Origin of the sequence: Micromonospora sp. NPDC048999 (assembly GCF_040649295.1) — a bacterium.
Lineage (GTDB): Bacteria > Actinomycetota > Actinomycetes > Mycobacteriales > Micromonosporaceae > Micromonospora.
Map to the genome: position 1 here is coordinate 15,926 of NZ_JBEZFI010000038.1, position 16,983 is coordinate 32,908.

Annotated in this window: 15 protein-coding genes; 7 read left to right on the forward strand and 8 right to left on the reverse strand. The window is 70.2% G+C overall.

Going from position 1 to position 16,983, the window contains the following annotated elements; all coding sequences use genetic code 11:
- Window positions 1-11 precede the first annotated feature (11 nt).
- Window positions 12-800 carry a cellulose-binding domain-containing protein gene (locus tag AB0C02_RS26980; RefSeq protein ID WP_357551749.1) on the reverse strand — a complete coding sequence of 263 codons (789 nt, stop codon included), beginning with the start codon at window positions 798-800 and terminating at the stop codon, window positions 12-14.
- 385 nt (window positions 801-1,185) lie between these two features.
- On the opposite strand from AB0C02_RS26980, the gene AB0C02_RS26985 reads away from it, so the two are divergent.
- The 4 genes from AB0C02_RS26985 (at window position 1,186) to AB0C02_RS27000 (ending at window position 7,442) form a co-directional block, all read left to right on the forward strand.
- A complete protein-coding gene (locus tag AB0C02_RS26985; RefSeq protein ID WP_357551750.1) occupies window positions 1,186-2,583 on the forward strand; it encodes a LuxR C-terminal-related transcriptional regulator in 1,398 nt (465 codons plus the stop codon).
- Between the two features lie 243 nt (window positions 2,584-2,826).
- Window positions 2,827-4,437, forward strand: coding sequence for a hypothetical protein (locus AB0C02_RS26990; RefSeq protein WP_357551751.1), 1,611 nt, complete (start codon window positions 2,827-2,829; stop codon window positions 4,435-4,437).
- Between the two features lie 509 nt (window positions 4,438-4,946).
- Window positions 4,947-6,932 carry a potassium transporter Kup gene (locus tag AB0C02_RS26995; RefSeq protein ID WP_357551752.1) on the forward strand — a complete coding sequence of 662 codons (1,986 nt, stop codon included), beginning with the start codon at window positions 4,947-4,949 and terminating at the stop codon, window positions 6,930-6,932.
- Window positions 6,933-7,040: 108 nt separating this feature from the next.
- The gene (locus tag AB0C02_RS27000; protein WP_357551753.1) at window positions 7,041-7,442 is read left to right on the forward strand and encodes a VOC family protein; all 402 of its coding nucleotides are present in this window, start codon (window positions 7,041-7,043) and stop codon (window positions 7,440-7,442) included.
- On the opposite strand, the gene AB0C02_RS27005 is transcribed toward AB0C02_RS27000, so the two are convergent.
- Window positions 7,423-7,734, reverse strand: a complete 312-nt coding sequence (locus AB0C02_RS27005; protein WP_357551754.1) for a hypothetical protein — start codon at window positions 7,732-7,734, stop codon at window positions 7,423-7,425. The genes AB0C02_RS27000 and AB0C02_RS27005 overlap by 20 nt on opposite strands.
- A gap of 135 nt (window positions 7,735-7,869) precedes the next feature.
- Window positions 7,870-8,199 carry a hypothetical protein gene (locus AB0C02_RS27010; RefSeq protein ID WP_357551755.1) on the reverse strand — a complete coding sequence of 110 codons (330 nt, stop codon included), beginning with the start codon at window positions 8,197-8,199 and terminating at the stop codon, window positions 7,870-7,872.
- Between the two features lie 185 nt (window positions 8,200-8,384).
- Here AB0C02_RS27010 and AB0C02_RS27015 point away from each other — a divergent pair, with 185 nt between their 5' ends.
- The gene (locus AB0C02_RS27015) at window positions 8,385-8,579 is read left to right on the forward strand and encodes a hypothetical protein (RefSeq protein WP_357551756.1); all 195 of its coding nucleotides are present in this window, start codon (window positions 8,385-8,387) and stop codon (window positions 8,577-8,579) included.
- 4 nt (window positions 8,580-8,583) lie between these two features.
- Here the strand turns inward: AB0C02_RS27015 and AB0C02_RS27020 are convergent, their stop codons facing one another.
- The 3 genes from AB0C02_RS27020 to AB0C02_RS27030 form a co-directional block, all read right to left on the reverse strand.
- The gene (locus AB0C02_RS27020; protein ID WP_357551757.1) at window positions 8,584-10,623 is read right to left on the reverse strand and encodes an AAA family ATPase; all 2,040 of its coding nucleotides are present in this window, start codon (window positions 10,621-10,623) and stop codon (window positions 8,584-8,586) included.
- A gap of 139 nt (window positions 10,624-10,762) precedes the next feature.
- Window positions 10,763-12,502, reverse strand: a complete 1,740-nt coding sequence (locus AB0C02_RS27025) for a DUF6119 family protein (protein ID WP_357551758.1) — start codon at window positions 12,500-12,502, stop codon at window positions 10,763-10,765.
- Window positions 12,503-12,612: 110 nt separating this feature from the next.
- Window positions 12,613-13,143 carry a DUF4352 domain-containing protein gene (locus tag AB0C02_RS27030; RefSeq protein WP_357551759.1) on the reverse strand — a complete coding sequence of 177 codons (531 nt, stop codon included), beginning with the start codon at window positions 13,141-13,143 and terminating at the stop codon, window positions 12,613-12,615.
- A gap of 99 nt (window positions 13,144-13,242) precedes the next feature.
- Between AB0C02_RS27030 and AB0C02_RS27035 the strand changes: the two genes are divergently transcribed.
- Window positions 13,243-15,159, forward strand: coding sequence for an N-6 DNA methylase (locus AB0C02_RS27035; RefSeq protein ID WP_357551760.1), 1,917 nt, complete (start codon window positions 13,243-13,245; stop codon window positions 15,157-15,159).
- 18 nt (window positions 15,160-15,177) lie between these two features.
- Here AB0C02_RS27035 and AB0C02_RS27040 read toward each other — a convergent pair whose 3' ends face one another.
- Both AB0C02_RS27040 and AB0C02_RS27045 read right to left on the reverse strand, forming a co-directional pair.
- Window positions 15,178-15,804 (reverse strand): helix-turn-helix domain-containing protein, encoded by a 627-nt coding sequence (locus AB0C02_RS27040; RefSeq protein WP_357551761.1) that lies wholly within the window; start codon window positions 15,802-15,804, stop codon window positions 15,178-15,180.
- A gap of 10 nt (window positions 15,805-15,814) precedes the next feature.
- The gene (locus AB0C02_RS27045) at window positions 15,815-16,480 is read right to left on the reverse strand and encodes a hemerythrin domain-containing protein (protein ID WP_357551762.1); all 666 of its coding nucleotides are present in this window, start codon (window positions 16,478-16,480) and stop codon (window positions 15,815-15,817) included.
- Window positions 16,481-16,571: 91 nt separating this feature from the next.
- Between AB0C02_RS27045 and AB0C02_RS27050 the strand changes: the two genes are divergently transcribed.
- Window positions 16,572-16,760, forward strand: a complete 189-nt coding sequence (locus tag AB0C02_RS27050) for a hypothetical protein (RefSeq protein WP_357551763.1) — start codon at window positions 16,572-16,574, stop codon at window positions 16,758-16,760.
- Window positions 16,761-16,983: the final 223 nt, after the last annotated feature.

Consider the following 16,983-nt stretch of genomic DNA (forward strand, 5'->3'; position numbering starts at 1 on the left):
CGCGTCGCGCGTCAGCGTACTTCGCAGGGCGCGCCGTTCACGGTGAAGGCCGTGGGCGGCGCGTCGCTGTCGTGCCACGTGCCCATGATCCCGAACGTCGCGGTACCACCGGGGGAGATGACGGCGTTCCAGGCCTCGTTGCGGGCCGTGACGGCGGTGCCGGTCTGGGCCGTGGTCGCGTTCCAGGCGCCGGTGATGCGCTGGTCGCCGGCGAAGTCGAAGGCGAGCGTCCAGCCCTTGATCGGCGCGGCCGCGATGTCGGCGATGGTGACCTCCGCGACGAAGCCGCCGTCCCACCGGCTTGTGTTGCGGTACGTCACCGCGCATGCCGGCCTGGGCGGGACCGGCGCGATTGCCAGGTCGGCGGAGGCGGAGGCGACCGTCGTGTCGCCGATGCTGAACCGCGCGGTGACCTGGAGCCGGGTGGCGGTGCAGGTGCCGAAGGTGCTGTAGCCGGATGTCGCCGTGTACGTTCCACCGGCCGCGATGGTGATCTGGCGTGGCGGGAGCGGGTCGAGGATGGGGCATCCGGGCGGGATGCTGCCGGGGTCGGCGCCGAGGAACCGGCCGTAGGAGAACAGCGAGACCTGCTGCGGCGTGTCGGTGCAGTTCTGCGCGACGAGCGTCAGGGTGCTGCCCTGCCCGGGCGTGATCTGGGGCGGCGACCAGGTCATCGACGCGATCCGGATGGTGCCGGTGCAGGCCGGTTCGGCGGCGTGCGCCGGGGCGGTGGCGGCGGGGGCGGCGAGGGCGGCGCCGGTGGTGCACAGCGTGGCGAGGGCGGCGGCGAGCTTGCGCAACGGGACCTCCTGCGTGGCGGATGCGGGACCGTTGCCCAGCACACCGAATGAACCGACGGCTGTCAATATTGTGAGCCCACCGATCAGGCCCCTGGTGCTGCGGGAGATGCGCGACGACGATCTGGACGACCTCGCGGCGTTGCTCGGCGAACCCTGCGGTGCTTCGGTTCCCGCAGCCGAAGACCCGCGAGGAGGCGCTGGGGTGGATCGGGCACAACCGCCGCCGGTACCGCCGGCCAGGATCCCCGGCACACTGGCGCGGACGGTTCGTTGATCATGCGACGGACGATCGCACCGGCGTAACACCCCCGCGAGGCGCTGTCAGCATTACGTCAGCGCATTCAGGGGCCTGGGGAATCCACCGGGGCCAGCCATAGAATTTGTCGTGCTCATCGACCTGGAGGCGGACCGGATCCTGGCCGCCGCCCGAGATGTCGCCGACCCGGTGTCCGCCGCCCGCATGGTTGCCGAGGCGTTTCTGGTCGTGTCCAGAACGGCGGACCCGGCCACTTTGGCGCCGTTGGTCGAGCGGATCGCGGCGTTGCGTGGTGAGCCGGCCGAGCCGCGAACCGAGCTGCTGTTCCACACGCTGTCCGGTGTCGTCGGGACACGGATCAGGCAACCGTACGCCACCCGCCATCTCGAGGCTGCCCTGCGGATCTTCGCGGCGCACCGGCTGAACGATGACGCGCTGTCTGTCGAGTGCGCCCTCATGTGCACTTTGAGTCTGATCCGGCCGCACGAGGTACGGCCCGGCTTCGCGCATCTGGTTGACCAGCTCGACGTCGATCCCGTTCGCCGAGCCAGGCTCATCGCCATGATCGGACTCGGTGACGCGTGGGCGGGCAACCTGGTCCGAGGGCATGCCGGGCTGTGCGCGGCCCGCGAACTCGCCGAGTCGGCGGGCCGCTTGGACGTCCAGGCCGAGGTGGCCTCCTGGTTGATCAAAATCTCGGCGTTCTGCGGTGACCTCACCGCGTCGGCCGCCTACCTGACCGAAGCGCGGGAGTTGGCCGCGCGGGTGGGGTCGAGCTGGGTCGCCGTCCACATCGCCGAGTGCGGGGCCGCTTTGTATCTGATCAGCGGCGACATCGAAGCCTGGGTCGGCGCGCTGGAGCTTCTGGTCAACAGCGCGATCGGGGCCAACTCCGGTTTGTTCTTCGAACACCGCTGGGAACTCGCCACCCACTACGCCCTGTACGGCGATGCGGGCGCAGCGCAGGCACTGCTGGCCGGCACACCCGACCCGCCGTTGGCCTGGCCCGGGTCTCCGGCGCTGCCCGCGTGGCGCGGCTGGATCGCCGAGCCCACGAGCGCGGCTGCGATGGCGCGGGTCGAGGCATCGCTCGCCGGATTGAACCGGCCGGTGGAGCGGTTGTCGCGGGCCCGCATCGCGTGGCTGCTGGGTGCGCAGCATGCTCGTCTGCAGCGACGGGTCGATGCGATCCGGCTGCTGGAGGCCGCGAGTTCCGGCTACGCCGCGATCGGCGCGGCGGGACCACTGACCCGGGTCATCGCCGAGCTGCGCGGCGTCGCGATGCGCGCCACCGTTATCGGCGAGCTGCCCCGGGCGCTGACCACCCGGCCGCCCAGTGGACAGCCGTTGACGGCGGCAGAGGACCGGGTGGCCAGAGCGGTCGCCGCGGGGCTGAGCAACCGGGAGGTCGCGGACCGGCTCTGCGTATCCGTGAAGACGGTCGAGTTCCATCTCGGAAACACTTTCCGCAAGCTCGGCGTACGCAACCGGACCGAACTCGCCAGTCGGCTCGGACCGCTCGTCTGAGGCCACCCGACGAACCGCCGCCAGCCGCAGCGCCCCGGGCCAGCCGAGCAGCTCACGCGGAGGCGCATGTAACACGAGGCGTACCTTTTCGGCAAGCTGCTAGCCGTAACCCGACAGCGCAGCTCGGGGCCGGCCAATCGACAGGCCCACCTCTACCGGCTACTGTTCGCGCAACTCCGGGCCTGCCGCCGACCGACAGGTGCACATCCCGCCGGCGGACGTCCGTGAGAAAGGATTCCCGCGTTGTCGCACCTCGGTCTCGCCCGCTCAGTTTCCCTGGCCGCGGTGGCGGCGCTCGTGCTCAGTGGATGCGGCTCGCAGTCGAACGGCCCAGACAGCTCGAAGCTGGGCCCGGTCGTCGTCGACGGCGCCGTGGACCTTTCGGCGCTGCAGCGGCTGGTCGACACTGAACGGGCGAAATCGCAGGAGCAGCAGGAGCAGGAGCTCGCCAGGCTCGACAACGTCTTGGAGCGGGAGCTCTGGAAATGGTCGGGTTTGGAATCGGCGCTCGGCGGAGCCGCAGCCGCCGACGCCGCGTTCGCCGCGCACGGCAAGGCACTCACCGGCAAGGCGCGGGCGATCGGCGACAAGCCGATCGTGATCGTGCCGGCGGTGTACGTCGCCGACCCTGCGGGCCCGACCATCGGTGAGGGCCTGTTCGGTGCCATCCTCCTCGTCATCCTCGGCGCCGAAGGCGTCGTATCCGCCACGAACGACTTCAAGGACGGTCAGCAGGTTTCCGGGGACCTGAGCAAGGAGATCAAGATCTCGGGCTCACTCGAGCACGCCGACCTGAGTATGGATGCCACTCACGAGTCCGACGGCGTGACCACCAAGCTGGCCGTGAAGATCGGGATAAGCCCGTGCCCCGACGCGAGCGGCCGCTTCGAGGGCAGCGCCAAGGTCGACATCTCCGCGACGAAGACAGGCGGCAGCACCGGGCAGCGGGGTACCCTGGACGTCACGGTCACCGGCCAGGTCAACGACGACGCGAAGCTGGAGTCCTCCGACGTCGAGTACCGCATGCAGTGGGCCGACTTCGCGAACAGCAAGGGCAGCTTCGTGGATATCGCCGGCGCGATGGGTGACACGAAACCGGCGACTGCGGCTCTCAACCGCAGCGGCGGCAAGCCGAACGGCTCCCTGCTGCAAGCCGCAGTAACCATGGGTGCGCTGTACAGCACAATGGTGAGAATCAAGATCGTCGACGCGGCCGAGAAGGGCTGGCAGTCGGGCCGTTGCGTGGCCCTCAAGCCGACCGCCGCGCCGGGCCCGAAGGGCATGAAACCCGGCGCCACCTCGACGATCAACGCCGCGCCGCGCAGCCGGATCGACGGCGGGCCCGTCGGCGGGACGGTCAAGGCGACCCTCACCGCGGGCGGCGCCGCGGTCAAGCCCGACGGCAGCAAGGTGAACGCCGATGCGACCTTCACCTACACGGCCCCCGACGCTCCCGACAAGAGCGGGACGGTGTCCTTCGAGGCCAGGTCGCGGCGGGGTGTCGCCAAGGCGAGCATCGACTTCGACACGAAGCAGGGGGCGTACGTCGCCAGCGGAGGCACCGAGGTGAAGGTGTCCGGCACCGTCCCCGACCTCACCGCTCCGTTCACCTTGCAAGGTAAGGGCGCTGGCTTCACCGTCGTCTACTCGTACACCCCGACCAGCGGCACCGGTGGCACCTACACCTACACCGGCTCGGGAAGCGGTGTGACTATGAAGGGCTCGGGCACCTACCGGATCACGGGCAGCGACCCGGTGCTCACCCTGACGCAGGCCGGCCAGGGCTGCGTAAACGTGGGCGGCTGCAGGACGACCACCAACGTGATCACCCTGACCAGAGCCGGGACTGCGTAACAGGGCGCCATATAGATCCGAAGTAGATCGGTTCGGCGCTCCGGGATCGGTTATTGGTTCGCCGGCTTGCTCCCCGACGGCAGCACTGAAGACGAGGTGATCAGATTGCTCGGCATCCGCGCCACCAAGACGGATGTGGGCCAAGGCTAACGGATTTGGCGCCATGGCGCTGCGAGAGCCATCGCGCGCTGTCGGATCTTGGTCATCAGTTGCTCCGGAGGGCCCGCAGCCGGGTCCGCGTTCTCAGCAGACTTCGACCCTATCCCTCTGGCACCTCGTGGGCGCGTCGTTGATCGGCAGCGCAGTTTTCGTCTTCTCAGTGGCCTGGCCGCAGGGCCAGAACTGACTGCTCGGCGCGGGTCACCTCCACGATGCGGGACGCGCCGAGGTCGAGCCGGCCGAGTGGGTCGGGAGAGGATGTCAACGTCGCCATCGGCCGTCGCTGGCCGTGTAGGCGCGCTTTCGTCGTTGGGCTTATGGAATGGCGTGCCGGTTGGTATGCCTGTGGGGTGACGGAGCAAGCGAACAACGAGCAGGCTTCGGCGGGTGGCGACGGGCCGACGGAGGACGGTGGAACGGCGTCCAAAACGCCGCTGACGGGTCCTCCCACGGCAGGGAAGGCGGCGGGGCTGACGCTGCTGGTCGGCGCGTTGGGCGTGGTGTACGGCGACATCGGCACCAGCCCGCTGTACGCGCTGAAGACGCTCTTCAGCCTCGACCGTAACCTGGTCCCGAACACCCCCGACGTGTTCGGCGTGATCTCGCTGATCTTCTGGACCATCACTCTGATTGTGTCGATCAAATACGTGATCTTCATTTTGCGGGCCGACAACGACGGCGAGGGCGGGGTGATGGCCCTGGCCGCTCTCGCCCAAAGGGCGTTGCGCAACGCTGGTGGACGGCGCGCCGCGGCGGTGTTGGGTCTCGGGGCGCTGGGCGCCGCCTTGTTCTACGGCGACAGCGTGATCACTCCGGCGATCTCGGTGTTGTCGGCGATCGAGGGGCTGGAGGTCAGTTCGCCGAAGTTGGCGGTGGTGGTGCTGCCGATCGCCGGGGTGGTCCTCACCCTGCTGTTCGCCTTCCAACGATGGGGCACCGGACGGGTCGGAGCGGTATTCGGGCCGATCATGCTGCTCTGGTTCGCCTGCCTGGGCCTGGTCGGCGCGGCAGAGGTGCTCCGGCACCCGAGCATCCTGGCCGGGCTGTCACCGACGTACGCGGTCCTGTTCATCGTGCACCACCCGGTCATCGCGTTCATCGCGATGGGTGCGGTGGTGCTGGCGATCACCGGCGCCGAGGCACTCTACGCCGACATGGGTCACTTCGGCCCCGTCCCGATCCGCCGGGCCTGGTTCGCGATCGTGTTTCCCGCGTTGACCCTCAACTACCTGGGCCAGGGCGCGTTGATCCTCCGCGCACCGGAGAGCCGGGCCAACCCGTTCTTCCTCCTGGTGCCGGAGTGGGCGCGGCTGCCGATGGTCATCCTCGCCACCGTGGCCACCGTGATCGCGTCCCAGTCGGTGATCTCCGGGGCCTTCTCGGTGTCCCGGGAGGCGATGCGGCTGGGTTTCCTGCCGCACCTGCGCATCCGGCAGACATCCCACCGCGAGTACGGGCAGATCTACACGCCCGGGGTGAACTGGAGCCTGTTCGCCGCAGTCATTGTCGTGATGTTCGCGTTCGGGTCGTCCACGAAACTCGCCGCCGCCTACGGGGTTGCGGTCACCGGCACATTCCTGATCACCACGATGCTGGTCCTCGTCGTGGCAAGGGGGCGGTGGCGCTGGTCCACCCGGCGCGTGGTGCTGTTCGGGGTCGTCTTCGGCAGCATCGAGCTGATCTTCTTCACCGCGAACCTGGCCAAGGTCAGCCACGGTGGCTGGCTGACGCTGTTCATCGCGATCGTCGTGTTCACGAGCCTGGTGACCTGGCGGCGCGGAGCCGAACTGGTCACCCCGCGACGGACCGAACGGGAAGGCCCACTGGCCGACTTCATCGACACCCTGCACGCCGCAGACATCCCGCGGGTGCCGGGCACCGCCGTGTTCCCGCACCCGAACAAGGACACGACCCCGCTGGCCCTGCGCGCGAACGTCGCGCACAACCACGTCCGGCACGAGCGAATCGTGCTCATCACCGGTCGCACCGCGAACGTCCCGCACATTCCATGGGATCAACGACTGACCATCGACGACCTCGGCGACCCGAACGACGGCATCATCCACATCACCGCCGTCTTCGGCTTCCAGGACCCCACGGACTTCCCCGAAGTCCTACGCCATGCCGCCACTCACCCCCTCGCCAGCGGGATCAACCTCGACGACGTCTCCTACTTCGTTTCGAGGATCACCCTCCGGTGCACCGCACATCCCGGGATGGCCATCTGGCGTAAACGTCTGTTCATCGGCCTCGCCCACAATGCCGCCAGTCATGTCGAGTTCCTTCACCTGCCCGAGGAACGGACCATCGTCCTCAGCGCTGAAGTGCCCGTCTGAACCCCACCCACTACGTCGGCGACTGCCGGCGGGCCGTAGCAGCAGAAGGGCTTGTGCCCGGCGCGGAATGGGCTCGCGGTCTGTCCCGACTACTGCCACTCTGGCCGAATGGCTTCCTTCATCTCTCACACCAGCGTCGACTGCGCCGATGCGTACGCCCTGTCGTCGTGGTGGCGGGTCGTGCTGAACTACACCGAGGATCCGGACGACCCCAACGAGCCCGGCCACGAGGAGTGCATGATCGCCTCCCCAGACGGGCAGCATCGGTTGTTGTTCATCGAGGTACCGGAGCGTAAGCAGATCAAGAATCGGCTTCACTTCGACCTGCGCCCACGGGAGGGCACTCGCGACGAGGAACTGGCCCGGCTGATCAGCCTCGGCGCTACAGAGCTCGACGACCGGCGAAACGCCGACGGGACCGGATGGGTTGTGCTGGCCGACCCGGAGGGAAACGAGTTCTGCATTCTCCGGAGCGAAGGCGAACTTGCCGCTACGCGGACGGGCATTTGACCTTCAGCGGTCGGACCGGCCGCCGCCGATGATCGGGTACGCCGGGTCCGAGCCGGCCACGCAGCATCAGCTGCCTCGCCCGCCCCTGCCGGCACGCGGCCACGCCCGGCTTGACTCGCCGCCAGTAGGCGTCGATGCCGCCTTCGAGCGCGAGCCGGATCAGGCAGGCGCACGCCCGCGGCCACCACCCGGCGGTCACCGATGTCATGCCGAGCGGGCCGGCGCCGCGCAGCATCTGGTCGGCCGCCGCCAGGCAGCGCTGCGGCATTGGCGCGGTCACCCCGACGGTCACGACAGGGCCTTCGCGAGGTGCCGGGCGTCCGCGACTGTCGGGTCTCAGGACCTGCGTGACAGATCAGTCTCGGGACGTCGGTGACACGTCCGGCTAGAGGATCTCTGTCTGACGGTAGTTCTTGAAGAGGCAGTGTTAGACGGGATAGTCCGACCGGTGGGCGTAGATCAGGTCCCGTGGGTTGAGGTTCCATTCGGTGAGAAGCCGGGTTAGCTCGGTTTCGTCGGTGGCCCGGGCCTGTCGAAGCTCGATCATTCCGTCGTTGGGGCCGATGCACCAGTCGTTGTCGAGGTAGGTGCGGTCAAACTCGCGGTGGAACAGGTTGAACCCGGTCGCGGACGGCCCGCCGGCTGGGTAGATGGCGATCCATGCCCGGTGATGGGGCGTCGAGGGAATCACCTCGGCGACCAGTAACTGCCCGCGCTGTAGGGCGGTGAGCAGGGCGGTCGGCCATGATGCGGTCATCGGCTCATCTCAGCATCTGGCTCGTTGGGCGAGCAACGTCTGACCTGCCGGGATGGTTCTGGCTTGCGAGCTTTGAACCGGGCGATTGCTTTGGTCGTGGTGCGAGGCACTTCGGTGATCAGCTGGTCGCGGTCGTAGACGCGAAACGTGGCGTCGGCTTCCTCGACGGTGAGGCCGCGGCCCGCGTGGCTGATGCCGACCTGGATCTTCTGGCCGGCGATGACGAGGACTCCTCGGCTGCTGACGCGGCGTTCGACCCGCACACGATCCGGTGGCTGGCCGCCTCGATCGCCGAGCGGCACAGCTCCGCGACCACCGGCCCGCGTACCTCGGCGACGATCTCCTCGCTGCGGGCGAGGGCGTACGCGTCGTCCAGATAGCGGGTCACCGGGTCGGAGCCCGCCGCAGGGTCAGAACCGACCGCTCGGCGCGGGTCACCTCGATGATGCGGGAGGAGCCGAGGTCGAGCCGGCCGAGGGCGTCGGGCAGCCGGGTGTCGTGGGTGAACACCACCACCTGCCGCTGTTCGGCCAGCTCGGCAAGCACCCGCGCCAGCCCGTCGACCTTGGCCGGGTCCATGCTCTGCACCGGGTCGTCGACGACGATGAACCGGAACGGGCTTTCCGGCGCGCAGCCGCGCGGTAGGAATGTCGCCAGCCCGAGGGCGTGCATCTCGCCCTGGCTCATGACGCCGAGGGCGGTGCCGTTGTCGGCGCCGTCGACTCTGACCGGGATCACCACCCGCCGCCGGGTGTTCGTGCCCTGCAGGGTCATCGCGCCCAGTTCGACGTTGCTTTCCTGGCGCAGCTGCGCCCAGATCCGCTGCGAGTGCTCCGCGAACGGCGCCACCCGCTGGTTGCGCAGCTGCGCCCCGGTCGCCCGCAACCACGCCCGCGCCGCCCGCACCCGGGCCAGGGCGCGTTCCCGCTCCGGCAGGAGCCCGGCCGCCGCGATCCAGGCCCGCAGTTCACCGGCTGCGGCCTGCCAGCCGGTGTCGCGCTCGCGCAGCACAGTCTTCGCGTACGTCTGCGCGGCCCGCGCAGCCGTGAGCACCGCCGGGTAGCGGGCGGTCAGGTGGTCAGCGAGGTCCTCCGGCCCGCCTGGCGCCAGCCGCAGCGCCGCCGTGGCGGCGTGCAGCCCGTCGACCGGTACCCCGTCGGCGGTGGTCTCGGGCACGTCCAGGTCGTCGATGAGGTAGTGCGCCTGCTTCAGCAGCGCGGTCAGCCGGGCGGCGGCGGCCTGCGCGGCGAGCGTACGGTCGCGCAGTTCCGTCAGGGACGCGGCGGCGCTGGCCCGCCAGCCGCCGTCGAGGTGGCCCGTCGGGCAGACCGGGCACGGCCCGTCACCGACGTCGTCGTGGTGCTCGATGGCCAGCCGCAGCAGCTCGGCGCTGCGCAGTGACGCCCGCGACCGGCCGCCGTCGTGCCGGCGCGCCTGTGCGGCGGCCTCCCGCAGCTGCCCGGCGAGGCGGGTCACCTCGGCGGCGTCGGGCAGCTGCATTGTCGCCAGCCGCCGGCACAGCAGCACCGCCTCGTCGGCGGTCGCCTCGTCCGGCTCGTCGAGGATCGCGGCCAGCGCCGCCAGGTCGGGGCGGGTCACGAGCAGTGCCGCCGCCCGGCGCGCCCGGTCGTCCGGCACCTCGGCCAGAGCGGCGGCGAGGGCGGCGCGCTGTGCGCGTACCTCCTTGATGGCCGTGTCGACGGGCCGCGCGGCGGCCATCAGCCGCCGGTCGGCGTCGGTGATCGCCTCCAGGCCGAGGATCGCGGAGATCGCGTCGAACAGCTGGCTCTGCGTGCCGGCGGTGAGCCGGCCCAGCTCGGCGGCGGTGAGGAACGGCCGGTACAGCTCCATCGGCCGGGCCAACCCCAGCTCGGCGAGATCATTGTGGCTGCCGTGCGCGCTGGTGGCTTTGATTTCGGCCTCGCCCAGCTCCGCCGTGGTGGGCCACGAGCGGACCACCCGGGTCGGCGTGGCTTCCCCGTCGACGCGTAGTTCGACGGCGATCCGGCACGGGTCACCGGCGTGCAGGTTGCGCCACCCGGTCCGCCACACGCTGTTGCGGTCGGCCCAGCGGGCGCTGTCCCCGGTCAGGGCCAGCTCGACCGCCTCGGCGAAGCTGGACTTGCCGGAGCCGTTGCGGCCGACCACCACGGTCAGCCCCGGGCCGGGCTCGATGGTGAGGGTGCGTTCCGGGCCGACGCCGCGGAAACCGGCGACGGTGACCGACGAGAGCCAGATCCGCCCCCGTGGCTCGTCCGCCGCCGTGCGCCGCGGCTCCAGAGTGGTCGGCTCGCCGGCGAGCGCCGCGTCCAGGTCGGCCTCGCCGCTGAGCGCGGCGAGGACCACCTCGGCGGTGTCATCGGGTACGCGGTCGGCGGCGAGCCGGTCGAAGATCAGCTCGACCAATGGTTCGGCGCGGTTCATCAGGCGACCTCCGCGTGATGGGGGTGTGGAGAGGGTGTACGGGTGCCGCGCCGATTCCGGCCCGAGGCGGTCCGCCGGCTGGATTCGCGGCGGCGAGATAAGGCCGAGCCGATGCTGCAAAGTTGATGTCGTGGATGGATCAGGCGGATGGGATGGCGACGACCTCGACCTCGACACCCTCGGAGCGCAGCGTCTTCATCGCCTGGTAAAGCGCGACCTGGGCGAAGGTGAAGAGCGTGTTGACGGTGACCATCCGGCCTGACTTGAGCGCGATGGCGTAGACGACCTTGCGTGGCCGGAAATCCTCGGGAAGGTCGGGCGCGTTGGGCTGCCGGCGGACCAGCTCGCGGAACTTGTCACGCGCTACCGAGTCGTAGCGGAGCGTGTCGAAAGAGGTGATTCCCTGCGTGAAGAGGTGGCTCAACGGGGAACTGCTCCCAGCCCGCTTGACGTGGATCAGCTCGCCGTCGGGGCCCAGCAGGTCACACGCCTCGATTCCCCGGGGGTGCTGCGTCGTGCGCAAGAGCTTCTTGTCGAGCAGGACCAGCTGCTGGTCGCGCTTCGCGGCCGTGCGGTTGTAGGCGTCCTCGTCGGGCAGGTCGCTGGTCCATGGTGGCAGGACGATTCCCGACGGCCGATCCAGGATCTGGGCAACCTCCTGGCGCAGGAACTCGCGGTGCCGGTCACCGATCTCATACCACCTGCTCTCGTGTAGCAGTAGGTGACTGCTGCCAACCGCCACCTCCGCCGTGAGCCAGCGGGAGACCGGCGTTGACGTCATCTCGTCCTCGCCGCCCGCATCGGAGTACAGGGTGAGCGTCCCCGTGCGAAGGCCGGTCCACCGGTCACCGTCCAGTGCCTGGTTGGTATGGGCGAGGATCGCAGCCAGGTCCAGCTCCGCGGTCTGGCTGTCGCGCCGCCCGGATTTCGGGACGCGGATCCGGTACGACTCGACGTGCTCGATGTCGTCAATGAAGTCGCCCGGCACTGCCACGCCGAGGTCAGGCGGCTCCGTCAGCGCCAACCGTCGATCCAGGGTGTCGTCGAGTTCCCGCATCCGGGGGTCGGATGCCGGCACTGGGCGGATCTCCGTTATGAACTCCAGGTCGGCCAGCGGAGACTCCTGCTGGCACACCCGGTCGATCTCGCGCAGGTCGGCGAGGAGTCCACCGGGCTCGACGCAGAGGGGAATGCGCAGCGCTTCCCCGCCGTCGACCTTCACCGGCCTGTCGGCACGGCGGCACGCCGTCAGGTTCGGGTTGTCAGTGCGGCCGCAGACCTGGCCAACGATCTCGCCCCACTTGTCGATGCCGTACTTCCAGATGGGTTGGCCGCCGGGCACCAGGCTGCGGTCCACTCGTCCGCTCGCGCCGACCATCCGGCGGCGAACCTGGCGGATCTCGCTCGGCAGCAGGGCCCGGACGGCGAAGGACACGCCGAAGGCGTGGTCGATCGTCTCCCGGTTGACCATGAAGCGGCCCAGGGTGCCGTACGCCAGGGCGTATGCCTGCTCGTCCACGGCTAGAAGCAGCGCGCCGCCGCCGCTGCTGTAGCCCAGGTCGACGTCCTCGCCGGTGAGCCCGGCCAGGATCTCGCACCACTCGGCCCGAGGGCGCGGCACGTTGCCGTGCACCAGGAGCGCCGGCGCGTCGACGACCCAGCAAGAGACCGGCTCGAAGCCGTTCTCCCGCAAGTAGTCGATCTTGAGCGCGGCCGCGAGCCCGTCGGCGCTGCCCGGCACGTTGAGCCGGTAGACGGTGGTCAGGTAGGTGCCCGCAGGAGCCGGAGGCGGCGGGCATTCAAAGAGGGCGGGCTGGTGGGGCGTGCGGCGCCGGCCGTCCTTGCGGGTGCTGTTGCGGCTCGGTCTCTCACGGTTCATCGCGCTGTGCATGTCGATCTCCTCGCGTAGAGATGCGTGCTGGCGGTGGTGTGGTGGGAATGAGGCCGGGGGAGGGCTTCGCGGGTCCCGCCCCCGGGGGAGGAGGCGGGTCAGGCCAGGGAGACCGTCACGCCGCCGGAAAACGGCGAGTCGTGCAGCTTGAGCTTGGTGAGCTTGACGTCCTTGGGGATGTCGAAGACGACCACGCCGGTGACCTGGTTGCCGGGGTTGATGTCGTTGAGGAACGTCTCGGCGTTCTTGTTGGCGTAGAGCGAGGCGCCGCTGTCCGAGGAGTACTCGGTGCCGTCGCCGGCGTACGCCTTCTGGCTGCTGCCGTCGAACATCTGCGCCTTCTTGCCGATGTTCTTGACGTTGACCGTGACCAGGCAGAACTGGCCCTGCGCCTTCGCGCCGAGCAGGTCGTTGCCGACCTTGGCGACGCCGCACTTGGCCGACTTCACCGTGAACTCGAACTTCCCGTCGCGGGCCGGCTCGCCGACCTTCGCGGTCTTGGGCTTGCCGCCGCCCTTGGCGCCACCGGCGTCGGCCTTGCCGCCGGTGGTCTCGTCGGTGCTGCCGGCGCCGCAGCCCAGCGCGACGAGGCCGGTGGCGATCAGGGCGACGGTCGTGGTCTTGCGCATCGTTTTCCTCCTGCTGTGAACGTGGCGGCGTCAATGAGAGCATCATCCGTGAACGCTGTCAACAGACATGATGCTTGACAGGTGTGACACACTTCGGAGGTGCAGGAGACACCGACCATCACGGCGGCGGAGATCGCCCGGCTCGCCGGGGTCGGTCGCGCCGCGGTCAGTAACTGGCGCAAGCGCCACGCCGGCTTCCCCGCCCCGGTGGGCGGCACCACGGCCAGCCCGGAATTCGACCTGACCCAGGTCGAGCAGTGGCTCCGCGCCCAGGGCAAGCTCCCCGAGCTGGCTACCGCCGAGCGACTGTGGCGACGGCTCGCCGCCGCCAGCGAATCCCCGGCCGCCGGCCTCGCCGCCGTCGGCGCCCTGTTGCTGGCCCGCCAACGCGGCCAACACCCCCGCCGCCCAGCCGCCGACCCGCACCTCACACCACTGCTGCCCGACATCGACGCGCTCGCCGACGAACTCGGCCCGCAGGGTGCCTTCGACGAGCTGTGGCAGCGCTTCTCCGCACCCGGGCCGGGTCGCCCGTTCGCCACCCCCGACGACCTCGCCGACCTCATGGTCGGGATCGCCGCCGTCGGCGGCGGCTCCGTCCTCGACCCGGCCACCGGCTCCGGTGCCACCCTGCGGGCCGCCGTCCGCGCCGGCTGCACCTCGGCGTACGGGCAGGAACTCGACGAGGACCTCGCCCGGCTCGCCGGGCTGTGGCTCGCCCTGCGCGAGGTGCCCGGCGAGGTCAGCACCGGCGACTCCCTGCGCGCCGACGCCTTCGCCGGCCGCACCGTCGACGCCGTCGTCTGCCACCCCCCGTTCGGCGTCACCAACTGGGGAGACGAGGAACTCGTCCACGACCCACGCTGGATCGTCGGCACCACCCCGCGCACCGAACCGGAACTGGCCTGGGCCCAGCACGCCCTGGCCCACCTGCGGATCGGCGGGCACGCCGTACTGCTGATGCCACCCACCGTCGCCAGCCGCCGCGCCGGCCGACGCATCCGCGCCGAACTGCTGCGCCGGGGCGCCCTGCGCGCCGTCATCGCGCTTCCGCCCGGGGTGGCCGCGCCGCACGGCGTACCCCTGCACGTGTGGGTGCTGCGGCGGCCCGCGCCCGATGCGCCGCCACCGGCGCGGACGCTGCTGGTCGACGCCGCCGCCGGCGACCTCGCCGAGACCGGTCCGCGGATCCTCGCCGCATGGCGGGCGCTGACCACGGACGCCGAGGTCGAGGAGGCCGGCTTCGCCCGCGCGGTCCCGGTGATCGAACTGCTCGACGAGGAGGTCGACCTCACCCCCGCGCGCCGGCAACCCGCCGTCGCGGGCGCAGCCACCGGAGAACATCTGGTACGCACCAGGGAGCGTCTCGCCGCCGTCGTCGGCGACCTGCCGGCGCTGATGCCGCAGGTCACGCCCGTGCCTGAGGGCCTGGACGGGCAGTTCCTGACGGTGGGGGAGTTGGTCCGGGTGGGCGCCCTGCACCTGCTCGGGCCGATCCGCGCCGTGTCAGCCGAGGCCGGCGAGCCGGCAGCGGGCGGGACGCCGGTGCTGACCGTGCCGGACGTGCTGGCCGGCGAGGGCCCCTCGGGGCGGGACGACGGCAAGCTCGGTCAGGAGATCCCCCTCGCCGTCGGGGACGTGGTGGTGCCGATGATCGCCCGGCAGCTCACCGCCCGGGTCGTCACCACCGAGGGGGCGTTGCTCGGGCGCAACCTCTATCTGCTGCGGCCCAACCCGGCGGCGCTGGACCCGTGGTTCCTCGCCGGGCAGTTACGGACGTCGGCCAACGAGAAGCAGGCGTCGAGCCTGTCCGGGACGCTGCGCTTCGACATCCGGCGGGCGCAGGTACGGCGGCTGCCCCTCGAAGAGCAGCGGGCGAACGGGGAGGCGTTCCGGCGGCTGGACGCGTTCGAGTCCGCGATTCGACAGGCGGCGTCGCTCGGCGCGGAACTGGTACAGCTCACCGCCGACGGGCTGGCCCGGGGAGCGGTCCGCCCCGACGGGGAGTCGCGGTGAAGTCAGACCTCCAGGTCGTCAGTAGCCCAGCAGCTTGTCGATGACGCCGGCCGCCCAGGACGCGTACCGCTGCGGCGGCCACCCGCACCCGGCGGTGAGCTGCTGGTAGACGTCGACGTCGAGCACCGCGGACAACCCGTCGCATTCCTCGCCGGTCAGGGCGGCGCCCTTGACGAAGGTGAGACCGCGCTCGATGTTCTGCCGACGGCGAGTGTCACAGAGAATGAGGTGTTCGGCGAGGTGCGGGTTGCCGGGCGCGGCCTGGCGCAGCGCCAGGTAGAGCGCGGCGGTGCGCTTGTGCACGTCGGTTAGCAGCGCCGCGGCCATCGCCACCCGGGCTGGCCGGTCGCCGTCGCCGAGGGCCGCGAACTCGGGCCGTTGGGTGAGCGGCACCGGGCTGGAGTCGCCCACGAGCGCTTCCTCCAGTGCGGTCACCAGCAGTTCGGCCTTGGACGGGAAGGACGCGTAGACGGTCTCGACCGCGACGCCGGCCGCGTGGGCGATGTCGCGCATGCCGCTGGCGGCCCAGCCGCGCTCGTTGAACAGGCGGGTGGCGGCCGCGAGCACTGCCGCCCGGGTCCGTGCGGCGCGTTCTTCGCGGATCGGCGAGTGATAGTGCCGCCGGGTCTGCGGGCCTGCGCTCATCACCGACCTCCTACTCGCTGGCCCGCCAGAGGAGATCAGCGCGGCGGCGGTAGGGGCGTGCGAAGAATCGCAGCAGGATGAACCGCGGCACGGCGGGCACCTCGCCGACGACGAGTTCGTAACTCTCCGGGTCGGTGCCGTCGATGAGCCAGTGGCCGACGAAGCCCAGCTCCGACAGGGGCTTGCCTTTCACGTTGCGTTCCTGGTCCCAGGCGTGCCAGTCGGCGTGGGTGATGCTCGCCGAGACCACCGGCATCGCCTCGGAGACCTCGCGTTCCAGGTGCGGGATGAGGACTGCGGTCAGGACCTGCAGAGCGTGGTGCAGGTCGGCGCGCTCGCCATCGCCGGTCGTCGCGGCGTAGGCGTGCCCCGCTTCCCCGAGCCGTTCTGCGGCTGGGGTGATCGCGCGGTGGTCGGCTTCGAGGGACTCCAGCAGCGCGGCAGCGCCGGGGTTGCGGTCACGGACCATGGGCCACAGGCCTTCGTCCTCGCCGGTGTGGTGCTCGTGCAGGAAGTGCATCAGCCAGACGACGTGCTCGCCGAGTGCCTCGCGCCGTCGCCCCCGTGGGTAGGGCTTGGTCGTGATGGCGTCGGCGACTCGTTGGAGATCGCGCGTGAGCGCCCGGTGCACGACGGCCATCATGCGGGTGTCGGCCGGTGCGGCTGTAGTCGACATCTGTTACCTCCCTGAGGTGATTGCAGGATAGGAAGGCCGCGATTTCGAGTACAACCCTGTTCTACCCAATTCCGCTCTGGAAGATTTGGGCGTGAACATGCCGAGCCGGCTGCTCGTCGAGGGGCCGCGGACGTGCCGGGAGGCGTTTCGGCGGCTGGAGGCGTTTGAGTCGGTTATCCGACAGGCCGCTGCGCTGGGTGCTCAGCTCGTGCAACTCGCCGCGGTCGGGCTGGCTCGCGCCGCGCTGGCTCCGAGGAGCAGCCAACAACGTGGCGACTGACGCTTGGGCTGGCCGAGGATTCACCAGCGAGGAAGTCGCAGGTCAATGCCCACTTTGGTGATGGCCGAACCGGGGTCGCCGAGGCTGATGAGCGGCGCCAATGCCACAACACCGGAAGTTGAAAAGGGGTCCATCGGCTGCTGTCAAGTCGTCGACGTTCGGTTGAGCGATCTCGCTGACTGGACGACTACCTCGTTGCGGCTGACGGTCCATACTCCACGGA